The organism is Microbacterium oxydans, from assembly GCF_026559675.1.
Classification (GTDB): Bacteria; Actinomycetota; Actinomycetes; order Actinomycetales; family Microbacteriaceae; genus Microbacterium; species Microbacterium oxydans_D.
This window is the reverse complement of the sequence record NZ_CP092891.1, coordinates 3,503,039-3,524,209: the sequence shown is the minus strand read 5'-3', so window position 1 is coordinate 3,524,209 and position 21,171 is coordinate 3,503,039. Positions and strand designations below refer to the sequence as shown.

Genomic DNA, 21,171 nt, shown 5'->3' with positions numbered 1-21,171 from the left:
TTGTGCTCGTGCTCGTCCGGTCAGTGCCCGGCGTGGTGGTCGTGGTGACCCGGCGAGGTCGCGCAGTGGTCGGCCGCGCCGGGGATGTCGAGGGAGGGGTTGCGTCCGAAGAACCCATGCGGCTTGAGCACGAATCCGGCGGTGTCGACGGGCATGATCGGCCAGTCCTCGATGCGCGGGAAGTGCGTCAGGCCGAAGGTGTGCCACAGCACGATGTCGGTGCCGTCGATGGGGCGATCGGCCTCGACCCACTGCGGGATGCCGGCTCCGCCCGGGTGCAGGTTGACGAAGTCGCCCGCCGGGTACTGCTCGCTCGGCTCGTACGCCGTGACCCACAGGTGCTTGGTCGTGAACGTGGCGCGCTTGTGGATGTCGGACTCGGCGTCGGCCAGCAGCAGCGGCTTCCCCTCGGGGTAGAGCACCCAGCCGACGGGCTCGCCGAGCCGGTTCTGCACCTCGGTGTTGCCCACGAACCACACGCGACCGGTGAGGTTGTCGGCGATGCGCTGAGCCTCGGACTCGGTGCGCAGCCGCGTGATCTGCTGCGTGAAGCCGGTACCGTGCGGGTTCTGCGGTCCCCGCGGCACGGCGACCGCCTCCACCTCGTCGACCGCGTTGGCGAGTCCGTCGACCGCGACGTCGAGTCGCGCGCTGAACAGGTGCTGGTGGTTCGGGGCGCCGAGCCCGGGCGCCACCTGGGTCGCGAACGGGTAGCCCTTGCCCGGGTAGGCGGAGGTGAACACGATGCCCGTGGCCTTGACCTCGAACTCGATCGTGCCGTCGAGGCCGAAGTACCAGTAGAAGCCGTAGTCGTAGTTGCCGACCGTCATGAAGAAGCTCACGACCAGACGGCGGTTGCGTCGCGTCTCGGACGAGCCGTTCCAGTTGTCGGAGTGCTTCCAGAGCACACCCGCATCCTCCTCGTGGATGCAGATGGCCTGGCGCACCACGCGGGCATCGCCGTCATTGCCGGCCACCACCGCGTCGAGGTAGGTGATGTCGCCGACGCAGTCGCAGCCCAGCTCCAGCGAGTTCGCGAAGCCGCCGAAGAGGTACTCGCCGCCGTCGAAGAAGTTCTGGAACCAGCGCTGCGGGCTCGGGTCGCCGTAGGGGACGACCATCTCGGCGATCGACGCGCGGTACAGCACGGAGCGCTGCACGTCGCCGTCCGCGATCGACACGTCGTGCAGCACGAGGCCCTCGCGCTGGTCGAAGCCGACCTGCAGGCGCCAGCCGGCCCAGTCGAGCACGCCGTCCTCGTCGATCGTGAAGCTGGGGCCCTCGGGCTGCGTGATCTCGATGGGCTTGAGGCCCTGGCGGTCGGGTCCGCGCCACGAGGACAGGTGGTAGTTGCCGTCCTCCTGCGGGACCGGGAGGTCGATGTGGTCGATCACGTCGAGCACCTCGCCCGTGACGACGTCGACCATCACGGTCACTCCGTCGACCGGGTGGGCCCAGCCCAGGTCCTCGGGGGTGCGCTGCACGAACGTGAAGCAGCGCTGGATGCGGCGACCGCTCTCGTCGTCGGCGAGCACGCCGGCGGACAGCGGGTTCACGCGCAGCTGCGAGAGGTCGGTCAGTCCGCGCTTCGCCATCGCGGCGATCCAGCGCTCGTCCTGGTGCACGACCTCCTCGACGTAGCCGAACTCGCGGAGCACCACGGGCACGGCGCCGTCGACGACGGGGTCGAGCTCCCGGGAGGAGACGACGGCACCGGCGGCCGGATCGACCACGACGTCGTGCGAGACCCCGGTGGTCATGTCGATGAGGAAGCTGCGCACCAGACGGGGGAGCTTCTCGCCCGCGAACAGGCGCCGCTTGTCCGGGGCGGTCAGCCCCACGTACGAGTAGTGCGTCTCCGGGGTCGCGAGGCCGGCGGCCTCGAGGGTCGCGCGGTTCGCGACGATCTCGGCGGCGGTCAGCGTCGCGAGCAGCGCGTTCGCTCCGGCGGGCAGTGTGTTCGTCATTCTCAGGTCTCTCCTTGTCTGTGCGAAGGCCGCGGGAAGGAGGGCGCGTCTTCGTGCCCTCGGTCGGTGCTCACCGTTCGAGGCGCACCGGCTCCCACGTGCCCGAGCGCATGGCGCGGTAGCAGGCGTCGAGGATGCAGTTGACGACCCAGCCGTCCTCGAACGTCTCCATCGGCGTCGTGCCCGCCGCGTAGTGGTCGATGAAGTGGCGCATCTGCTGCGAGAAGCCGTAGGCGCGCGTCTCCTCCGGCACCGGGTGCACCCAGCCGGTCTCGGCGTCCGCCTTCTCGACGAGGTAGCCGGTCGGGTTGCCGAGGAAGCCCCACACCGGGGTCACGGAGGTGTCGGTGACGAGGCGGCCGTCGGTGCCGCTGAACTCGTGCCGCAGCTGCATCCCACCCTTCTCGGCCCACGAGGACTCGATGATGGCGAGCTGTCCGCCCGCGAACTTGAGGAGGGCGACCGCGGTGTCCTCGCCGGTGGTCTTGTCGGAGTGGACCAGCGTCGAGCCCCAGGCGAAGGCCTCGGTGACGGGGTTGTCCTTGCCGAAGAAGTGTCGGGCCGATTCGACGGTGTGGCAGCCCATGTCGAGCAGGGCGCCGCCGCCCGCGGTCTCCGCATCCCAGAAGTGCGGGGCATGCGGGCCGGAGTGCGCCTCGCGGGCGCGCATCGTGAGCAGGGTGCCGATGCCGCCGGCCTGCGCCATCTCGTGCGCCTTCGCCACGTTGGGCGAGAACACCGAGCTCTCGGCGTAGCCGTGCCAGACGCCGGCCTCCTCGACGATGCGCAGGATCTCGGCGGCCTCGGCGCCGGTGCGGGCGAGCGGCTTGGTGCAGATGATGCCCTTGCCCGCGGCGGCGGCGATGCGCACGGCGTCGACGTGGGCCTCGTTGGGCAGGGCCACGACCACGACGTCGATGTCGGGGTCGGCGCACAGGTCGGCGATGTCGGTGTAGCTGCGCGGGCTGTTCCAGCGGCCGGCGAAGTCGGCGGCGCGTCCGGCGTCGCGGGAGAAGTTCGCCGCCAGCACACCATCGCGCACATCCAGCAGGGAATCGGCGTACGAGTCTGCGATGAACCCGGAGCCGAGGATGCCGACACGAATCACTGGAGCCTCCTTCAGAGGTTGTTATCCACAAGATACCACTTGTCTTATGAATGTCTATCAGAAGGACCAGAGTAAGAACAATGATCAGAAATGGTAGATACCTCTTGCTACCGCATTGAGACCTATATATGCTGACCTGCACCGCGCGCCGCCGCAATGGTGTGGCAGGTCCTCCCGAGACCGCGCGTCCTCTCAGAGAGAAGGTCATGATGCGTTCCGCCAGAGCACCACTCGCCGCCCTCGCCGTCACCACCCTCGCCCTCGGCCTCGCCGGATGCGCGTCCGGCGGTGGCGACGACCCCGATTCCGTCACCCTCACGCTCGGCACCTGGCGCACCGAGGACGCCACGATGTGGGAGAACGACATCATCCCCGCGTTCGAGGCCGACCACCCCGGCATCAAGGTCGAGTACGCGCCGATCGACACCAACGACTACAACGCCGCGATCCAGTCGCAGATCGACGGCGGAACCGGTCCCGACGTGATCATGTGCCGTCCGTTCGACGTGAACCGGTCGTGGATCGACAAGGGATACTTCGAGCCGCTCGACGGACTCGACGCGATCGGGTCGTTCCCCGAGTCCGCGCTCTCCGCCTGGGAGGGCGACGACGGCACCCCGTACTGCGTGCCCGTCGCGTCCGTGCTCGCCGGCTTCTACTACAACACCGCGATCTTCGACGAGCTCGGTCTCGAGGTGCCGAAGACGCAGGACGAGTTCCTCGAGGTGCTCGACGCGATCAAGGCGGACGGGCAGTACGCCCCGCTCGCCCTCGGCAGCGCCGACGGCTGGCAGCTGGCCTACAACATGCTCTACCAGGTCGGACCCAACGCCTGGAAGGGCGAGGAGGGGCGGCTCGGACTCATCGACGGCTCGAAGAAGCTCACCGACCCCGACTTCGTGGAGGGCTTCCGGGTCTTCGACTCCTTCAAGGACTACCTGCCCAAGGGGTACGAGTCGATCTCCTACGAGGACATGACGCAGCTGTTCACGCTGGGCAAGGCCGCGATCCTGCCGGACGGATCGTGGCAGATCTCGCAGGTCACCTCGACCGGTCTCGACGTGGGCGTCTTCGGCGCCCCGCCCGCCGCCGAGGGTGACCAGCGCTACCAGCAGGAGATGGCCGACATGGCCTTCGGCCTGAACGCCGCGAGCAAGGAGAAGGAGGCGGCGACCGCGTTCCTGGAGTGGCTGGGCACGAGCGAGTTCCAGCAGCTGTACGTGAACAAGCTCCCCGGCTTCTTCTCCATGGGCACCGAGCCCGTGAAGTACGAGAACGCCCTCGCGCAGGAGTTCGCCGACCTCAAGGTGGACGCCGAGCTCACCTCCCGTCTGGCCCTGGACCGGCTCAGCGCGGGACAGCCGCCGCTCGACGACGAGATCTGGCGCGTCGCGCAGCTCATGTACAACAGCGGGCTCTCGCCCGAGGAGGCGACCGCCGAGCTCCAGGCCGGACTCGACTCCTGGTACACGCCCGCACCGTGACCCTCCGCCGGAGGCGGGAGTGACGCTTCCGCCTCCGGCATCCGATCCGCACAGGAGCCCCGGCATGATCCGCACCCCCGCTCGCTACCGCCTGCTGGCGATGTTCGTGCTGCCCGCACTCGTGGTCTACGTGGCCTTCTCGGTGTACCCGCTGATCAGCTCGGTGGTGCTCAGCTTCTTCGAGTCCAGCGGGCAGCAGAGCGCCTTCGTCGGCATCGCGAACTACGTCGACCTGTTCACGAACCCGACCACGAGCGCCCGCTTCTGGAACGCGCTCGGCAACAACGTCGAGTTCTTCCTCATCCACCTGCTGGTGGAGCTGCCGATCGGCCTGCTCATGGCCGCCCTGCTGACCTCGGGGCGACTGCGCCGATCCGTCGGCGCCTACCGCACGCTGCTGTTCATCCCGGCGACCCTCTCGGTCGTGATCGTGGGCTTCATCTGGCGCCTGATCATCAACCCGCTGTGGGGACTGGTCGAGTTCCCGCTGCTGGGCACCGAGGCCACCGCGCTGCCGACGATCTCGCTGATGTCGGTGTGGCAGTACATCGGGATCCCCATGATCTTCCTCTACACCGCGCTCCTCGCGATCCCGGACGATGTGATCGAGGCGTCCCGCATCGACGGCGCCGGCTCCTGGACGGCCTTCTGGCGGATCAAGTTCCCCCTCATCGCGCCCCAGTTCGGACTGATCGTGATCCTCACGTACATCTGGACGTTCAACGGCTTCGACATCGTCTACGCCCTGAACGGCTCGGCTCCCGGCCCGAACTACTCGACCGACATCCTCGGAACCTTCTTCTACCGATCGTTCTTCGGCTCCAGCGGCCAGGTCGCCGACCTCGACCTGGGCGCGACCGTCGCATCGGTGATCTTCCTCCTCATCCTCGCGACCACCGCCGCCTACTTCTGGCTCGTACAGCGCCGACTGAAGACCTACGAGCTCTAGGAGCCCCCGATGGCCATCGACACCCGACCCGCAGCGGCCGCCCCGAGCCGCCGCCCTCGCCCCGAGCCCACGGCGCCGAGGCGCCGTCGTCCCCGCCGCGCGGCCGACGTCTTCGCCGGAAGCGGCGTGCATCTGCTGCTGATCGTCATGGGGCTCTTCTCCGTCGTCCCGATCCTCATCGTGCTGATGAACTCGTTCAAGACGACGCAGGGCATCTTCGGGGCCCCGTTCGCGCTTCCGGACGCAGAGACGTTCAACCTGCAGGGCTACATCAACGTGTTCACGCGTGGGAACTTCCTGCTCAACTACCAGAACAGCCTCATCGTCACCCTCGCCACCATCGTGCTCACGATCGTGCTCGGCACGCTCGCCGCCTGGGCGCTCGTGGAGTACAAGGTGCCGATCACGCCGGTGCTCGCCGGGTTCTTCGTGGTCGGCATCATGCTCCCGATCCGCCTCGGCACCGTGCCGCTGATCAAGATCATGACCTCGTGGGGGCTGATGGACACCCTCACCGCGCTCATCCTCGTGTACACCGCGATGCAGCTGCCGCTCGCGATCGCCCTGATGACCACGTACTTCCGGGCCGTGCCGAACGAGCTCAAGGAGGCCGCGCGCATCGACGGGGCGGGGGAGTGGCGCACGCTCGGGATCACCCTGCCGATCGTGCGGGTCGGGATCGCGGCCGTCGCGTCGATCACGATGCTGCCGGTGTGGAACGACCTGTGGTTCCCGCTCATCCTCGCCCCGAGCAAGCAGAACCAGACCGTGACCCTCGGCGTGCAGCAGTTCGTCGGGCAGTTCCAGAACGACTACCCGGCCCTGCTCGCCTCGCTCACGCTCGGCGCCGTGCCGCTCGTCATCCTGTTCGCCGTCTTCTCCCGGCAGTACATCGCCGGGCTCACCAAGGGCTACGGCAAGTGACCGCGACCGTCCCGACGACCACCACCACCGACACGAGACACAGGGAGTGCTCATGACCATTGCGACGATCGATCCGACCACGGGTGAGCTGGTACAGGAGTTCACCGCCCACACCGCCGATGAGGTGGAGCGCATCCTGGCGGCGGCGGAGGCCGCGAACGCGACGATGGCGCAGACGACCTTCGCGCAGCGGGCGGAGTGGATGCGGCGGGCCGCCGACCTGCTCGACGCCGACCTGGAGCACGCGGCCGGCCTGGCGGTGCTCGAGATGGGAAAGACCATCGGCACCGCGAAGTACGAGGTGACGAAGTCGGCCAACGGCATGCGCTGGTACGCCGACCATGCCGCGGAGTATCTCGCGGCGGAGGAGCCGGTGCCGGCGGCGTCGGTCGGAGCATCGGCCGCCAGCGTCGTGTTCCAGCCGCTGGGCACGGTCCTGGCCGTCATGCCGTGGAACTACCCGTTCTGGCAGGTCATCCGCTTCGCCGCCCCAGCCCTCATGGCCGGCAACACGGGGCTGCTCAAGCACGCGTCGAGCGTGCCGCAGACCGCGCTGTACCTGGGAGAGCTGTTCCAGCGCGCGGGCTTCCCGGAGGGCGCGTTCCAGACCCTGCTGATCGAGGGCGCCGCGGCCTCGGCGCTGCTCGACGACCGCCGCATCCGCGCGGTCACGCTGACCGGCTCGGTGGGCGCGGGGGCCGCGGTCGCCGCCGCCGCCGGACGCAACATCAAGAAGAGCGTCCTGGAGCTCGGCGGCACCGACGCCTTCGTCGTGATGCCCTCGGCCGACATCGCGCGCTCGGCGCAGTTCGCGGCGGCATCGCGCACGCAGAACAGCGGGCAGTCGTGCATCTGCGCCAAGCGGTTCTTCGTGCACGCCGACGTCTACACCGAATGGGTCGAGGCGTTCGTGGCGGAGATGGCGAAGATCACCGCCGGCGACCCGCGCGCCGAGGGCACCGGATTCGGGCCGATGGCGACGGCGCAGGTGCGCGCGGACGCGCACGAGCTGGTGGAGGATGCCGTCGCGAAGGGGGTCACGGTCCGCCTCGGCGGCGAGCTCCCCGAAGGTCCGGGGTGGTTCTACCCGGCGACCGTGCTGACCGAGGTCACGCCCGAGATGCGCATCTTCCGTGAGGAGTGCTTCGGCCCGGTGGCCTGCGTGTACGAGGTGGGTTCGATCGATGAGGCGATCGCCGCGGCGAACGACTCCGACTTCGGGCTCGCGGCCGGCGTGTGGTCGGCGGATGCCGACGAGATCGCCCGCCTGCAGGCCGAGCTGGAGTTCGGGAGCGTGTTCGCGAACGGCAACTCGGCGTCGTTCTTCGGACTGCCGTTCGGCGGCGTGAAGGACTCCGGGTACGGGCGCGAGCTGGGTTCGTTCGGCATCCGCGAGTTCGTGAACGCGAAGACGGTGTGGACGGCCTGAGCCTCACCGCCACCCCTCGGCGGGCGCGGCTGCGGAGCGCGGCGGCAGCCCCTGCCGGCGTTGTCGGGGCGGCGGCTCACGTCGCGGCGGCGGGAGGCATGGCTCTGCTCATGATCCCCGCCGCCGCGGAGGGCCACGCGTCGCTGACGGGCATCGGCGTGACGTTCGCGTTCTTCCTCTGGGCAGCCGTGGCGGGGGCGCGGGCTCGACGGCGTCCGTCGCCGCCCGGGGCCGTGGGCGACCCCTTCGCGATGGGTCTCCTCATGGCGGTGCCCTACGTGGCGCTCGGCTTCGCCGGCCATGCGCACGGGCAGACATCCGGTGCGCCCGGCGCGGCGGTGCTCGTCGTCGTCGTGCTCGGCCTCGCGGTGCTCGGCGGGTGGCTGCTGCTGCGTGCGGGCAGCGCCCGTGCGGACCGCGCCGAGCGATTCGCCTTCTGGTGGTGCCTGCTGATGATGGCCGGCATGCTGCTCCTGATGAGCCTGCACGGCTGAGGTCGGGCGGGCAGGCCTGAGGTCAGGCGGGCAGGGCTGAGGTCAGGCGGGCAGGGCTGAGGTCAGGCGCGCTTCGTGATCTGCCGGCGCCGGAGTGCGGCCGACGCCACGGCGACGAGCGTGCCGACGGCCACGCCGATCACGGTCTCGATCGCCCGGTCCTGGAGGAGCACGTCGACCGGGGTGGGGGCGGCGAGGTGCACCATGAGCAGGGCGAGCGGCGTGATGAACACCATGGCGATGCCGTAGTTGCGGCCGACGAACAGCTCGGCCGAGGCCTGCAGCACCACGACGAGGGCGATGACGGCGAGGGGCGGCAGATCGAGGGCCAGGACCCCGGCCGCGACGAGCACGCCGAGCAGGGTGCCGATGAGGCGCTGGACGCCGCGGATCACCCGGGCGTTGAGCTGCGGACCGCTGACCGCCGCCACGGCGCCGACCGCGGCCCAGTACCAGTGCGAGTCCATGATCAGCAGTCCCGCGACGCCCGCGCCCGCGATGGCGATCGCGACCGACACGGCCATCTCCCACGCGATCGGCCCCACCGGTTGCGGGGGCTTCGGCGCCACCGCCTTCGTGCTGCGCGTGAGGACGCCGATGAGCGCGGTGACCGCGAGTCCGAACAGCACGCTCGGACCGCCGACGACGAGCACGTCGCCGAAGGAGGCGACGCTCGCCGGGATGGTCGCGCAGGCCCCGACCGCGAACACCGGGAACAGGGGGCCGGGCGGATGCCACCGCATCGTGTAGGCGAGCAGTGTGACCGCGAATGCGATGATCGCGACGACGAGGATGCTGACCGCGGCGGGAGCGGCGATGACCGACAACGCGGTGCCGACGAGCATCGAGGCGAGGATCACCCCGCCGGCGCTCGCCTGCATCCGGATGCGATCGCGGAACAGGTCGTGGCGCCCGTAGAGGGCGGCGAAGGCGCCGAAGCTGGCGTAGATGCTCAGGTCGAGGCGACCCACGGCCCACAGCACGAGGAGCGGCACCGCCACGCTGACCGCGGCGCGAAGCGCCACCCGGTGGTCGCCGCGGTGCGGTTCGACGCGCAGGACGCCGGTCCATACTCGTCCCCGGGAATCCGCCACTGATCCAGCCTACGTCCGGCTGCTGCGGAGGATCACGCTCCGGTGCGGCCGGTCAGGCTCGCATCGACGCGGTCTCCCGAGCCGCAGGTGCCGTGGTCGTCGTCGTGCCGAGGGCGTCGACCCCCGCCAGCCCGTCCGTCACGAGCGCCAGGACCGCGTCGAGGGTCGCATCCGCCGACAGCACCCGGGTGTGTCCGAGGCCCTCGGTGCGGAGCAGGCGGGACCGCTCGGGGTGGGCGTCGTGCAGGCGGAGGGAGTCGTGGTCGGGCATCCGCCGGTCGCCACGGTCGTGCACGACGAGGAGCGCGGTGTCGGCGGGGAGGGGGTGACGGGCCGCATCGTAGCGCTCCGACACGGTCTCTTGGTCGACGTCGAGTCGCCGGCGGAACCGCGCGGACAGGCGTGCTGTCGTCGCGGCGTCGAGCCGGAGGTCTCGGGCGAACTGCGCGAGGAAGGCCTCGGGGCTCGCCGCCCCGGCGATCGCGACGACCGCCGGGGTCGGAACGGTCGACCGCGCGACGGTCAGTGCGGCGAGGGCGCCGAACGAGTGCCCGACGATCGCGGCGAAGGGGCCGTGCCGGTCCTGCAGCTGCTCGGCGGCGTCGACCCAGTCGCGGATGTCGGTGCCCCGCCCGGCCGACGAGCCGTGGGCCGGGGCATCGAACGCGAGGACATGGAACCCCTCGGCGACGAGTTCCCGCACGAGGGGCGCGAACTGCGAGGCGCGTCCGCGCCATCCGTGCAGGAGCAGCGCCGTGCGCGGCCCGGTGCCCCACTCGTACGTGACGACCTCGATGCCGCGCACCGACAGTCGTCCGCGGCGGGCGTCGGCGTGAGTGGGAGCATCCGCATCGCGCACCGCCATCCGCGGTGAGGTCGTGAAGAACAGGCGGTAGGCGATGTCGCCGGCGAGCGCGGGGGAGACGGCGGCTGCGGTGTGGATGCTGCGCGCGAGCATCGCGGGGAGGGACGGCATGGGAGCTCCTTCGCCAGAACAATACGAACGATCATACGTATACTAGGCGAACGATCGTTCGTATACTAGGGGCATGTCGGAGAGCGCGGTTCTGGACGGGCGGAGAGCCCGGGGCGATGCCTCGCGGCGGATCGTGCTGCAGAGCGCGACCGATCTCGCGTCGGTGGAAGGTCTCGACGGGCTGACGATCGGCCGCCTCGCGGAGGCCTCCGGGTCGAGCAAGAGCAGCATCGCGACACTCTTCCAGAGCAAGGAGGGGCTGCAGCTCGCCACGGTCGCCGCGGCCCGGGAGATCTTCACGGCGCGGATCGTCGAGCCGGCTCGCGAGCATCCGCGCGGCGTGCGCCGCCTCGCCGCGCTGCTGCACAACTCCCTGACCTACTCGAAGGACCGCGTCTTCACGGGCGGATGCTTCTTCGCCGCGACCGCGGCCGACGTGGACTCGAAGTCCGGACCGGTGAGCGATGCCGTGCGCGCCGCCCTGGTCGACTGGTACGGCTACGTCGAGGCTCAGCTGCGTCACGCGGTGACGGCGGGCGAGATCGATGCCGACCCGGAGGTGCTCGCGTTCGAGCTGGTGGCTCTGAACGAGGAGGCCAATTCGCGCTCGCTGCTGATGGACGATGAGCGTCCCTACGCCCTCGCCGCCTCTGCGATGGGCGCCCGGCTGCGCGCCGCCGGTGCCGACGAGTCGGCCGTGGCACTGCTCGACCTCTGAGGCGTGGGTCGGGGCGTTTCGTCTCGTCGCTTCGCTCCTCGCTCGACGACCGTCCCGCCCGCCCCTCCCGTTCGTCGAGCGAGCGAAGCGAGACGAGACGCCTCACCCGAACAGGTCGGGTGAGGCGTCTCGTGGGGGTGCTTCTGCTGGTCAGGCGTCGCGACCGCGGGTGAAGCCCGCGTCGAAGCCACGCTCGAACGCGTGCTGAGCGATGCGCTCGGCACGGTGCGGGCCGTGACCGCGGTGGCCGTGGTCGCCGTGACCGGGGTGTCCGTGTCCGCGACCGCGGTGGCCGGCACCGGGCTCGCCGTGGCGGCATCCGTGCTCGGCGTCCATCTCGGGCCCGAAGCCGCGGCCGGGGCCGAAGCCGCGTCCGCGTCCGTGCTCGAAGTCCTGACCGTGGTCGGAGTCCTCGCCGTGACCGAAGCCGCGGCCGAACGGGCGGCCGAAGCCGCGCGGGAAGCCGCGCCCGTGGCGGGGTCCGCCGAAGCCGTGCCGGCGACCGCGGGGAAGAGGGGTCTCCTCGTCCCAGCCGAACGCGCGGGCGATCTTCTCGAGCGAGGCCAGCGTGGTGGCCATGTCCTCTTCGGGCACGGCGTCGGCGACCTTCGCTCGGATCTCGTCGACGATGGCGCCGAGGCGCTCCTTCGCGGAGCGGCCCTCGTCGGTCAGCGTCCAGCCGGTCCCTTCCGGGGCGACCCAGCCGCGCTCGACGAGGCGGTGCAGCTTGTGGGCGTTCAGCGGGCGGTCCGACGCGACGGTCCCGTCCACGAGGTTGAGGATGCGCCAGTCGCGGCGGCTCGCGTGCTCGCTGTCGAACGCGGTGGCGAACTCGGCCGCCATCAGGCGGTCGGCGGCCTTCAGCCAGTAGCCGAAGGGGCGGGAGGTGTTCTCGGGGTTCTGTGAATCCGTGGTGTTCATGGGAAGTCCTTAGTTGTCAGTGTGCATGTGAATGTCACAGTGCATGTACATGTAGTGTGACATGGAGTGGTGATGCATGTCAAGTCGCATGTAAAATTGAACGGTGACCACCGAATCGCACGAGCCGACAGAGCCGGATCCCGCCGAAGCCATCGCCCAGGCCCTGTCCCGTCTGCGCGGTCGTCGCCCGGGCGGCCCCGGCGGCTCCGGGGAGCGTGGCGGAGGCCGCGGACACGGCGGTCCGCACGGATGGCACGGCGGCCCCCACGGCGGACACGGCGAAGACCCTCGCGATCACTTCGAGCACCACCGCGGTCATCCGGGGATGCCGCCCTGGATGGCGGATCCGTCCGGCCGCCTCGGTGGACCCGCGCGCATGCGGATGCTGGAGGCGCTCGCCGCGGCATCCTCCCCGCTCAGCGTGAGCGCTCTCGGCACGGCGATCGGCGTGGATCAGCCGCGCGCGTCCCGCCTCGTGCAGCAGGGGGTCGAGCGGGGCTTCGTGCGCCGCGAGGCCGACCCCGACGATGCGCGCCGCACGCGCATCGCCCTGACGGACGAAGGGCGTCGCATCGCGCGCGGCGCTCGCGGGGAGAGGCGGGAGATGCTCACGGCCGCGCTCACGCCGTTCACCGACGAGGAGCGGGTCGAACTCGCCCGGCTGCTGAACAAGCTCGCCGACAACTGGCAGCGCTGAGCGGCTCGAACTCGCCCGGCTGCTGAACAAGCTCGCCGACAACTGGCAGCGCTGAGCGGCTCGAACTCGCCCGGCTGCTGAACAAGCTCGCCGACAACTGGCAGCGCTGAGCGCGGGCCACCAGAGCGCGCTGCTCGTCTCCGTCTAGGCCGAGGCGAATTCCGCCGAGGGCTCGTCGTCGACCGACAGGGAGAGCACCGCGGTCTCGACCGCCTCATGCTCCTCGATCCGCTGCTCCAGCTCGCGCAGCCGCAGGGCCACGTCGTGCTCGCGGGCGTCGCCGGCCAGGTCGACCTCCGCGACGATGAAGAGCCGGTTCGGTCCCACGTACTCGATGTGCAGGTAGGTGACGCGCTCGATCTGGGGCAGGCCGAGCAGGGCCTTCCCGACACGCGCCCTCAGCTCCGGCGCGGCGGTCGCGCCCACGAGGAACGCGATGTTCCGCCGGATGAGGATGATGGCGACCACGCCCAGCAGCACCCCGACCAGGATCGAGCCGATGGCGTCCCAGGCGGCGACCCCGGTGATCTGGTGCAGGAGGATCGCGCCTCCCGCCAGCACCAGGCCGATGAGGGCGGCCGAGTCCTCGAAGAACACGGCCCGCAGCGTGGTGTCGCTCGTCTCCAGCACGAAGTCCCAGGTCGACGAACCCCGCTCCTTCGCGAGGCGGCGGGACTTCACCATCGCCTGGGTGAACGACGCACCCTCGAGCACGAACGAGATGCCCAGCACGATGTACGCCACCATCGGGCTCTCGACGGGACCGGTGTCGGACAGCTCCTGGATGCCGTGCATGATCGACACGATCGACCCGGCCGTGAAGATCCCGAAGGCGGCGATCAGCGACCACACGAAGGCGTTGCGGCCGTAGCCGAGCGGATGCCGCGCATCCTTCGCCTTCGCCCCGCGGCGGTCGGCGATGAGGAGGAACACCTCGTTCCCGGCATCCGCCCACGAGTGGGCCGCCTCGGCGACCATCGATGCGGAGGAGGTGATGAGCGCCGCGATCGTCTTCGCCACCGCGACCAGGACGTTGGCGAGGAAGGCGAGGAAGACGGTCACGCGGTCAGGCTACTCCCGCCGCACGTGTGTCCGGGTCAGCGTGGGGCCTTCACCGGCAGCAGCAGCAGGAAGCCCGCGATCAGCACGATCACGATGCCCAGGATGCCGAATGCCGTCTGGGCCGTCAGCACGATCAGCAGCGTCCAGGCGCCGGAGGCCATCCAGCTCGCGGCCCGACCGGTCGTGGCGTACAGGCCGAAGATCTCGCCCTCGCGCCCTGCCGGGGTGACCCGGGCGAGGAAGGAGCGGGCGGAGGCCTGCGCGGGGCCGACGAAGGCGCACAGGATGAGGCCGCCGATCCAGAAGACGATCGTGCCGCCGTCACGCAGGAAGAAGACGCCGAGGCCGGCGACCACCATCGCGCCGAGCGACAGCAGGATGATCCGCTTGGGGCCGAACCGGTCGTCGAAGCGCCCGGCGATGATCGTGGAGACGCCCGCGATGAGGTTGGCCGCGATGCCGAAGATCACGATGTCGAGGAACTGGAAGTGGAAGACCGTCGACCCGATCACGGCGCCGAACGCGAAGATGCCGCCCAGTCCGTCGCGGAACACGGCGCTCGCGAGCAGGAACCAGAACGTCGGCCGCGTCTCGGGGGAGCGGTAGAGGCCGATGACGTCTTTGACCAGCAGCCGGTAGGAGGCGAAGAAGCCGACCTTGCGGTCCGGGCGGCCGAGCGACGGCTCCGGCACATTCAGGAAGATCGGGATGCTGAACACGATCGCCCAGATCGCACAGCCGACCGCGATGATGCGGAACGGGAGGCCGCCGTCTTCCGGGAGGCCGAACCAGTCCATCATGTAGAAGACGATCACGATGACGAGCGCGATGATGCCGCCGAGGTAGCCGAAGCCCCAGCCGAGCCCGGAGATGCGGCCCACGGTCTTGGGGTTCGCGATGCCGATGAGCATGGCGTTCGAGTTGACCGCCGCGATCTCGCCGAACACCGATCCGGCGGAGATGAGGGCGACGCCGAGCCAGAACAGCGTGGGCGTCGGCTCGACGAACCAGAGGCCGAACATGCACAGGATGAGGGCGCCGGTGCCGATGCCGAGCCAGAGCTTCTGCCGCCCGGCGGCATCGGCCCGCTGACCGAGGACCGGCGCGAGGAGGAGTATGGCGAAGGCCGCGATGGTCGAGCCGAGCCCGAGGCCCGAGGTGAGGTCGGCGATGGCCGCCTCGTGCGCCTGGCTCTTCGGGTCGAGGGCGGCGAGCTCTGCGGGGAGGAACGCGTCGGTCGTCAGGTAGAGCGCCGTGAAGATGAACGTCAGGATGACCGTGTTGAAGGGCTGCGTCGCCCAGTCCCACAGCGCCCAGGAGTAGACCTGCTTCTTCGGGGCCGGCGTCTCGCCGCGCAGATCCAGGCCGACGACGGCCACGGCGCCGCTGTTCGCAGTCGCCACGGGCTCGGGAACGCCCTGGCGAGGTTCGGGTTCGCTCATGCTGGAAGTCTGGCGGTGCCCGGTGAACGGCCGGTGACGGCGCGCCGTACTGATATTCCGGGGTCGCTCGCCCGCGCTCAGTCCGTGCGCAGCGGCCGGAGCGTGCGGGCGTAGTCCTCCTTCAGCACCGCGAGGTGCAGCCAGGCCTCGATGCGCGTCACTCCCGGCAGGGCGCGCAGGCGCTCCAGGCTGGCGTACAGCGCTCCGGCCGAGGGCTCGACGAGCGTGGCCACGGCGTCGAACCGACCGAGCGTGCGCGCGGCGAAGTCCACCCCGCGTCCGCGTCGCAGCTCGTCGATCACGGCCTCGTCGTCGTCGCCGAGCGTCATGCCGACCCCCATCGACAGCTGCCGGTGCGCGAGCCCGCGGGCCTCCACCGCGCTGATCTTGATGACCCCGGCGTCGATCAGCCGCTGCACCCTGGTCGCGACGGCGGAGGGGGAGAGGCGCACCTCCTCGCCCAGCGCGCGGAAGCTCTTGCGTCCGTCGGCCTGCAGTTGCTCGATGAGCGCCTCGTCGATCGTGTCGAGCGTGACGCCGCCGTGGTACTCCGAGACGAAGAACCCCTTGATCACGGTGGAGTAGATGATCGTGCTGATGTCGAGCACGCCGTCGATCGCGCGGATCAGGGCCAGCAGGTCGTGCAGCTCCGACATCGACCCGACGCGCACCTCGGTGACCACGTCGTGCGCGCCGCCGACCGCCGACACCAGCACGGTCTCGCTCATGTCGCGGAGGTGCTCGGCCACGAGCTCCACCGACCCGTCGGTGCGGATGGAGACGTGCGCGAGCACATGCTGGCCGAGGAAGACAGGATCGACCGCGGCCACGACCCGCACCGTGCGATCGGCGAGCATCGTGCGCAGGCGGGCCGCGACGGCCGCTCGCGACTGTCCGAGTCTCTGGGCGAGCGAGAGCACGCTGGCCCGACCGTCCTCCTGCAGCGCACGGATCAGTTCGGCGTCGAAATCCATGGTCCCGCCCATTTCGTCAGTTTCCCGCGAACGCACGCTTCGCCGCGCACAAGTTCAGTGTAGGAGCAGAGCAGGCCGTCGGGAAGGCGAGCATTGCACGGATGCGCAATCATATATCCAGTGAATCCCCGTTATCACTGGAGTTCTGCCCTTGCCGGCAGGTCCGTACGTCCGTAGCATCCTTCGCTATCCGACATCTTCCGCAAAGGAGCGGGCACCCCCATGACCACTACCCCCACCAGCGGCACCCACAGCCGGGCGCGACGCGCCGGCATCGCCGCCTTCGTCGGCACCACCATCGAGTGGTACGACTTCTACGTCTACGCGACCGCCGCGGCGCTCGTCTTCGGTCCGCTGTTCTTCCCGAGCGGCGACCGGCTGGCCGAGACCGCAGCGGCCTTCGCGACCTTCGCGGTCGCCTTCCTCGTCCGCCCCCTCGGCGGCATCATCTTCGGCCACATCGGCGACAAGCTCGGCCGACGCACGTCGCTCGTCATCACGCTGCTGATGATGGGCGCGGCCACGGTCCTCGTCGGCTGCCTGCCCACGTACGAGAACATCGGCATCCTCGCCCCGATCCTCCTGATCCTCCTCCGTGCGGTGCAGGGCCTCGCGGTCGGCGGCGAGTGGGGCGGCGCGGTGCTCATGAGCGTCGAGCACGCCCCCGAGAAGTCGAAGACCTTCTACGGCGGCTTCACGCAGCTCGGCAACCCGGCCGGCGCCCTGCTGGCCTCCGGCATCTTCGCGATCATGACCCGCATGGGCGACGACTTCATCATCAACGGCGGCTGGCGCATCCCGTTCCTGCTGTCGATCGTGCTGGTCGGTGTCGGCTTCTGGGTCCGCTACCGCGTCGAGGAGACCCCGGTCTTCGAGGCGAAGGTCGAGGGTCGCAAGCAGTCGATGCCGCTGGCCTTCGCGCTGCGCACCAACTGGCGTCCGATCCTCCTCGGCATCGGCATCCTGCCGATCTCGACCGGCGGCTACTACCTGGCCACCACGTTCGTCACCGCGTACGCGACCGGCGAGCCGATCTCCGTGAGCGAGCAGGTCATCCTCGACGCGATGACGATCGCCTCGTTCGTGGAGTTCGTCGTGACCCTCCCGGTCGCCTGGTTGGGCGACAAGTGGGGCCGCAAGAACGTCATGTACATCGGCCTGATCACCTCGGTGCTCACCTTCGTGCCGTTCCTGCTGATCATGCCCGGCCGTATCGAACCGCTCATCTTCCTGTTCGCCTCGCTGGTGCGCATCGCGATGAGTGCGACCTACGCGCCGATCGCCGCGCTGCTCTCGCAGATGTTCCGTCCGCAGGCCCGCTACACCTCGATCGCGCTGTCCTACGGCGTCGGTGCGGCGATCTGGGCCGGGTTCTCGCCCTGGTTCGCGACCCAGCTCATCGCCTGGACCGGCAGCATCTGGTCCGTCATCGCGATGTTCATCGGCATGGCCGTGATCGCCGGCATCTGCACGCGTCTCGCGCCGCAGCACTCCGACGAGGCTCCCGTCACCGCCTCCTTCACCGCCCGCACCGACACGACGGCGAACAGGCTGCCGTGATCGGCGACCTCTCCTTCACCGCCCGCACCGACACGACCGCGAACAGGCTGCCATGAGAAAGCTCGCCCCCTTCGACCGCTCGGCCCAGACGGCACCCGCCCTGCTGACCGCGCACGCGATCCACACGGCGGATGCCGCGGCCACCACCGCGACGGCGATGCTGACCGACCGCGGGCGGATCCTCGCGATCGGCACCCTCGCCGAGTGCGAGGCGGCGGCCGAACGGGGTGGGTACTCTCCGGAGCGCATCGACCTCGGAGACGCGGTCGTCGTCCCCGGCTTCGTCGACGCCCACGCGCATCCGCTCATGTTCGGGCAGATGATGAGCTGGGTCGACTGCGGGCCGGAGAAGGCCGGCAGCATCCCCGAGATCGTGGCCCTGCTGAAGGCGGCGGCCGCCGACCTCCCCGAGGGGCGCCCGGTGCGCGGCTACGGCTACGAGCAGCGCAACCTGGCCGAGAAGCGGCATCCCACCCGCTTCGAGCTCGACGAGGTCGCCGCCGACCGCGAGGTGTACCTGATGAACGCCTCGGGCCACGGCGGCGTCGTGAACTCCCACACGCTGGAGATCAACGGCGTCGACCGCGACACCCCCAACCCCGAGGGCGGTGAGTTCTTCCGCGATGCGGACGGTGAGCTCACCGGTGAGCTGTCGGATGCCGCGTGCAACATCCTCACCGGCGTGCACGGCGTGAAGATCGGCCACCACGGTCCGAACTTCCACCTCGCCGACGAGCCGGAGGAGCACCTGCGCCAGCTGGACGCCGCGACCCAGCGCTTCCTGGCCGGCGGGGTCACGTCGATCGGCGACGCCCAGGTCACGCGCCGCGAGTTCGACATGTACCTGCGCCTCGCCGAGGCCGGGCGCCTGGAGCTGCGCGTGTCGATGTACCTGCTCTCGCACCTGCTCGACGAGGCGCTCGAGATGGGCCTGGTCGGACAGTTCGGCAACGCGCACCTCAGCTTCGCCGGCATCAAGTTCTACGCCGACGGCACGCTCGGCGGCTGGACCGCGTACTTCCCGGACGGCTACGTCGGCGACCCCTGCCGCACGGGCCAGCTCTACCACGAGCCCGCCGAATACGCCGGGCTGATCCGCAAGGCGCACGCCGCGGGGCTGCAGACCGCCACGCACGCCCAGTCGCCCACCGCGATCGAGATGGTCGTGTCGGCGATCGAGGCCGCGCTCGCCGAGCATCCGGATGCCGACGCGCGCCACCGCATCGAGCACTGCGGCCTGCCCACGCCCGAGCAGATCGAGCGGATGGCCGTGTCCGGCATCCGTCCGGTCAACCAGACCCAGCACTACTTCAACTGGGGCGAGGGCGTCGAAGAGGCCATCGGCACCCCGGGCGAGCGCTTCAACCCGCTGGGCGAGTTCGAGCGCGCGGGTGTCCCGTTCACCATCTCGTCGGATGCTCCGGTCGCCGAGCCCATCCCGCTCGAGGCCATCCAGACCGCCGTCACCCGCGTCACCCGTCGCGGGCACAAGCTCGGCCCGGACGACCTGCGCGTCTCCGCGCTCGCCGCTCTGCGCGCCCACACGATCGAGGGCGCCGTGTCGATCGGCCGCGAAGACGACCTGGGTTCGCTCGAGGTCGGCAAGTACGCCGACTTCGCGGTGCTCTCCGGCGACCCGCTGGCCGTGCCGGCCGAGGAGATCTCGGCGATCACGGTGCGCGAGACCTGGGTCGACGGCACGCGTCGTCACCAGGTGTGAGGATGACACGATGAGCACCGAGAGCACGACGGCAGAGCAGTACGCCGACACCGCCGGTCGGGCGGTGCTGGAGACGATCCGCGCCTACGGCGTGACCGCGGTCTTCGGCATCCCCGGCACCCACAACCTGGAGCTCTACCGCCCGCTCGCCGACCTCGGCATCCGTGCGGTGACGAACCGTCACGAGCAGGGATCCGGCTACGGCGCCGACGGCTGGGCGCAGCAGACCGGCCTCCCCGGCGTGGTCATCACGACCTCGGGTCCCGGCCTGCAGAACGCCATGAGCGCGATCGGCACGGCGTTCTGCGAGTCTCGGCCCCTCATCGTCCTGTCGCCCGGGGTGCCGCTCGGCGCGGAGTTCGCCGACGTGGGCACCCTGCACGAGACGAAGGATGCGACGGCCATGGTCGGCGCGATCGCCGAATGGTCGCGCCGGGTGAGCAGCGCGGCCGAGGCCGTCGAGGCCGTGCACGACGCGTTCACGCTGTTCCGCACCGGTCGCCCTCGTCCCGTGCACATCGAGATCCCGCTCGACGTGCTGGAGGCCCCGGCCGACGTCTCCGCCGAGGCGCGGCAGCCGCGTCCGGTCCCGGCGCGGGTCTCGGGGGAGTCGACCGCGCTCGCCGAGGCGGCCCGTCTGCTCGCCACCGCGAAGACCCCGGTGATCGTGGCCGGCGGCGGAGCCGTGGATGCCGCGCACGAGGTCACGACCCTCGCCGAGCGTCTCGGCGCCCCGGTGCTGACCACGTTGAACGGTAAGGGCGTGGTCGACGAGCGGCATCCGCTCTCGCTCGGCTCGAACCTCCGCCTCGCGTCCGCCCGCGCGGTCGCCGAGGGGGCCGACGTGCTGCTCGTGGTCGGCTCGAAGCTCGGCGAGGCCGAGCTGTGGGCACCGCGACTCGACGCGCGCGGAGCCGTGATCCGCATCGACATCTCACCGGCGCAGCGCGACAAGAACCTCGCCGCGACCGTGGGCCTCACGGGAGACGCGGCCGCCGTGTCGGGTGCCCTCCTGGACCTGCTCCCGGACGAGACCCGCCCGCCACGCGACCTGTCCGCCGAACGCGCCGCGATCGACGCCGAGGTGCGGGAGACCACACCCGAGACCGTGGCCCTCGCCGAGATCATCGCCGGCGCCCTCCCGGAAGATGCGATCGTCGCGGGCGACTCGTCCCAGATCGTGTACATGGCGCTCGGCAGCGTGCTGCGGTCGGAGCACCCGCACTCCCTCCTCTACACGCCCACCTACGCGACCCTCGGCTACGGCCTGCCCGCCGCGATCGGTGCCGCCGTCGCGCAGACGGAGCACCCGGTGGTGACCGTGATCGGCGACGGCGCCCTGATGTTCTGCGTGAACGAGCTCGTGACCGCCGTGGAGCAGCGCCTCGACGTCACGGTCGTGTGCGTCGACAACGGCGGGTACGCCGAGATCCGTCAGAACGAGGTCGACCGCGGCATGGAGCCGATCGGCGTCGACCTGGTGCAGCCCGACTGGGCGGCCCTCGCCACGGCTTTCGGGGCGACCGGCCGCCGGGTGGAACGGCGCGACGACATCGCGTCGAGCATCCGCGCCGCGATCACCGACGGGGGCGTGCAGCTGGTGCACATCCCGCAGCACGCCCTCTGACCTCCCCACTCCGAGACTCCCTCTC

At 70.3% G+C, this 21,171-nt stretch carries 18 protein-coding genes; 10 read left to right on the top strand and 8 right to left on the bottom strand.

Annotated features, from left to right (window positions below):
- Nucleotides 1-20: 20 nt before the first annotated feature.
- Nucleotides 21-1,967: a primary-amine oxidase gene (locus MME74_RS17020; RefSeq protein WP_267416295.1), complete on the bottom strand. Its 1,947-nt coding sequence runs from the start codon at nt 1,965-1,967 to the stop codon at nt 21-23.
- Between the two features lie 70 nt (nt 1,968-2,037).
- A complete protein-coding gene (locus MME74_RS17015; protein ID WP_267416294.1) occupies nt 2,038-3,075 on the bottom strand; it encodes a Gfo/Idh/MocA family protein in 1,038 nt (345 codons plus the stop codon).
- A 209-nt stretch (nt 3,076-3,284) separates the two neighbouring features.
- Here MME74_RS17015 and MME74_RS17010 point away from each other — a divergent pair, with 209 nt between their 5' ends.
- The 5 genes from MME74_RS17010 (at nt 3,285) to MME74_RS16990 (ending at nt 8,355) form a co-directional block, all read left to right on the top strand.
- Entirely contained in the window at nt 3,285-4,559 is a 1,275-nt protein-coding gene (locus MME74_RS17010) for an ABC transporter substrate-binding protein (RefSeq protein WP_267416293.1), read from the top strand.
- Between the two features lie 64 nt (nt 4,560-4,623).
- Entirely contained in the window at nt 4,624-5,508 is an 885-nt protein-coding gene (locus tag MME74_RS17005; protein WP_262001835.1) for a carbohydrate ABC transporter permease, read from the top strand.
- Nucleotides 5,509-5,517: 9 nt separating this feature from the next.
- Entirely contained in the window at nt 5,518-6,432 is a 915-nt protein-coding gene (locus MME74_RS17000) for a carbohydrate ABC transporter permease (RefSeq protein ID WP_267416292.1), read from the top strand.
- Nucleotides 6,433-6,484: 52 nt separating this feature from the next.
- Nucleotides 6,485-7,861 (top strand): aldehyde dehydrogenase family protein, encoded by a 1,377-nt coding sequence (locus tag MME74_RS16995; protein ID WP_267416291.1) that lies wholly within the window; start codon nt 6,485-6,487, stop codon nt 7,859-7,861.
- A gap of 98 nt (nt 7,862-7,959) precedes the next feature.
- Nucleotides 7,960-8,355 carry a hypothetical protein gene (locus MME74_RS16990; protein WP_267416290.1) on the top strand — a complete coding sequence of 132 codons (396 nt, stop codon included), beginning with the start codon at nt 7,960-7,962 and terminating at the stop codon, nt 8,353-8,355.
- A 62-nt stretch (nt 8,356-8,417) separates the two neighbouring features.
- Here the strand turns inward: MME74_RS16990 and MME74_RS16985 are convergent, their stop codons facing one another.
- Together MME74_RS16985 and MME74_RS16980 are read right to left on the bottom strand one after the other, a co-directional pair.
- Nucleotides 8,418-9,449 carry an FUSC family protein gene (locus MME74_RS16985; protein WP_267416289.1) on the bottom strand — a complete coding sequence of 344 codons (1,032 nt, stop codon included), beginning with the start codon at nt 9,447-9,449 and terminating at the stop codon, nt 8,418-8,420.
- Between the two features lie 52 nt (nt 9,450-9,501).
- Nucleotides 9,502-10,425, bottom strand: a complete 924-nt coding sequence (locus MME74_RS16980) for an alpha/beta hydrolase family protein (protein ID WP_267416288.1) — start codon at nt 10,423-10,425, stop codon at nt 9,502-9,504.
- Nucleotides 10,426-10,498: 73 nt separating this feature from the next.
- Here MME74_RS16980 and MME74_RS16975 point away from each other — a divergent pair, with 73 nt between their 5' ends.
- Nucleotides 10,499-11,143, top strand: coding sequence for a TetR/AcrR family transcriptional regulator (locus MME74_RS16975; protein WP_267416287.1), 645 nt, complete (start codon nt 10,499-10,501; stop codon nt 11,141-11,143).
- Between the two features lie 150 nt (nt 11,144-11,293).
- On the opposite strand, the gene MME74_RS16970 is transcribed toward MME74_RS16975, so the two are convergent.
- Nucleotides 11,294-12,064 (bottom strand): hypothetical protein, encoded by a 771-nt coding sequence (locus MME74_RS16970; protein ID WP_267416286.1) that lies wholly within the window; start codon nt 12,062-12,064, stop codon nt 11,294-11,296.
- Nucleotides 12,065-12,167: 103 nt separating this feature from the next.
- Here MME74_RS16970 and MME74_RS16965 point away from each other — a divergent pair, with 103 nt between their 5' ends.
- Nucleotides 12,168-12,761 carry a MarR family winged helix-turn-helix transcriptional regulator gene (locus MME74_RS16965; protein WP_267416285.1) on the top strand — a complete coding sequence of 198 codons (594 nt, stop codon included), beginning with the start codon at nt 12,168-12,170 and terminating at the stop codon, nt 12,759-12,761.
- A 144-nt stretch (nt 12,762-12,905) separates the two neighbouring features.
- Here the strand turns inward: MME74_RS16965 and MME74_RS16960 are convergent, their stop codons facing one another.
- From MME74_RS16960 to MME74_RS16950, 3 genes are all read right to left on the bottom strand, one after another.
- Complete coding sequence (locus MME74_RS16960) at nt 12,906-13,823, bottom strand: cation diffusion facilitator family transporter (RefSeq protein WP_267416284.1); 918 nt, start codon at nt 13,821-13,823, stop codon at nt 12,906-12,908.
- A 35-nt stretch (nt 13,824-13,858) separates the two neighbouring features.
- Nucleotides 13,859-15,265 (bottom strand): MFS transporter, encoded by a 1,407-nt coding sequence (locus MME74_RS16955; protein ID WP_267416283.1) that lies wholly within the window; start codon nt 15,263-15,265, stop codon nt 13,859-13,861.
- A gap of 77 nt (nt 15,266-15,342) precedes the next feature.
- Complete coding sequence (locus tag MME74_RS16950; RefSeq protein WP_267416282.1) at nt 15,343-16,251, bottom strand: Lrp/AsnC family transcriptional regulator; 909 nt, start codon at nt 16,249-16,251, stop codon at nt 15,343-15,345.
- 210 nt (nt 16,252-16,461) lie between these two features.
- On the opposite strand from MME74_RS16950, the gene MME74_RS16945 reads away from it, so the two are divergent.
- From MME74_RS16945 to MME74_RS16935, 3 genes are read left to right on the top strand one after another with little or no spacing between them, the layout of a single operon-like run.
- Nucleotides 16,462-17,799, top strand: a complete 1,338-nt coding sequence (locus tag MME74_RS16945; RefSeq protein ID WP_267416281.1) for an MFS transporter — start codon at nt 16,462-16,464, stop codon at nt 17,797-17,799.
- A gap of 52 nt (nt 17,800-17,851) precedes the next feature.
- Nucleotides 17,852-19,519 carry an amidohydrolase gene (locus tag MME74_RS16940; RefSeq protein ID WP_267416280.1) on the top strand — a complete coding sequence of 556 codons (1,668 nt, stop codon included), beginning with the start codon at nt 17,852-17,854 and terminating at the stop codon, nt 19,517-19,519.
- 10 nt (nt 19,520-19,529) lie between these two features.
- A complete protein-coding gene (locus MME74_RS16935; protein WP_267416279.1) occupies nt 19,530-21,146 on the top strand; it encodes a thiamine pyrophosphate-binding protein in 1,617 nt (538 codons plus the stop codon).
- The last annotated feature ends 25 nt before the right edge of the window (nt 21,147-21,171 follow it).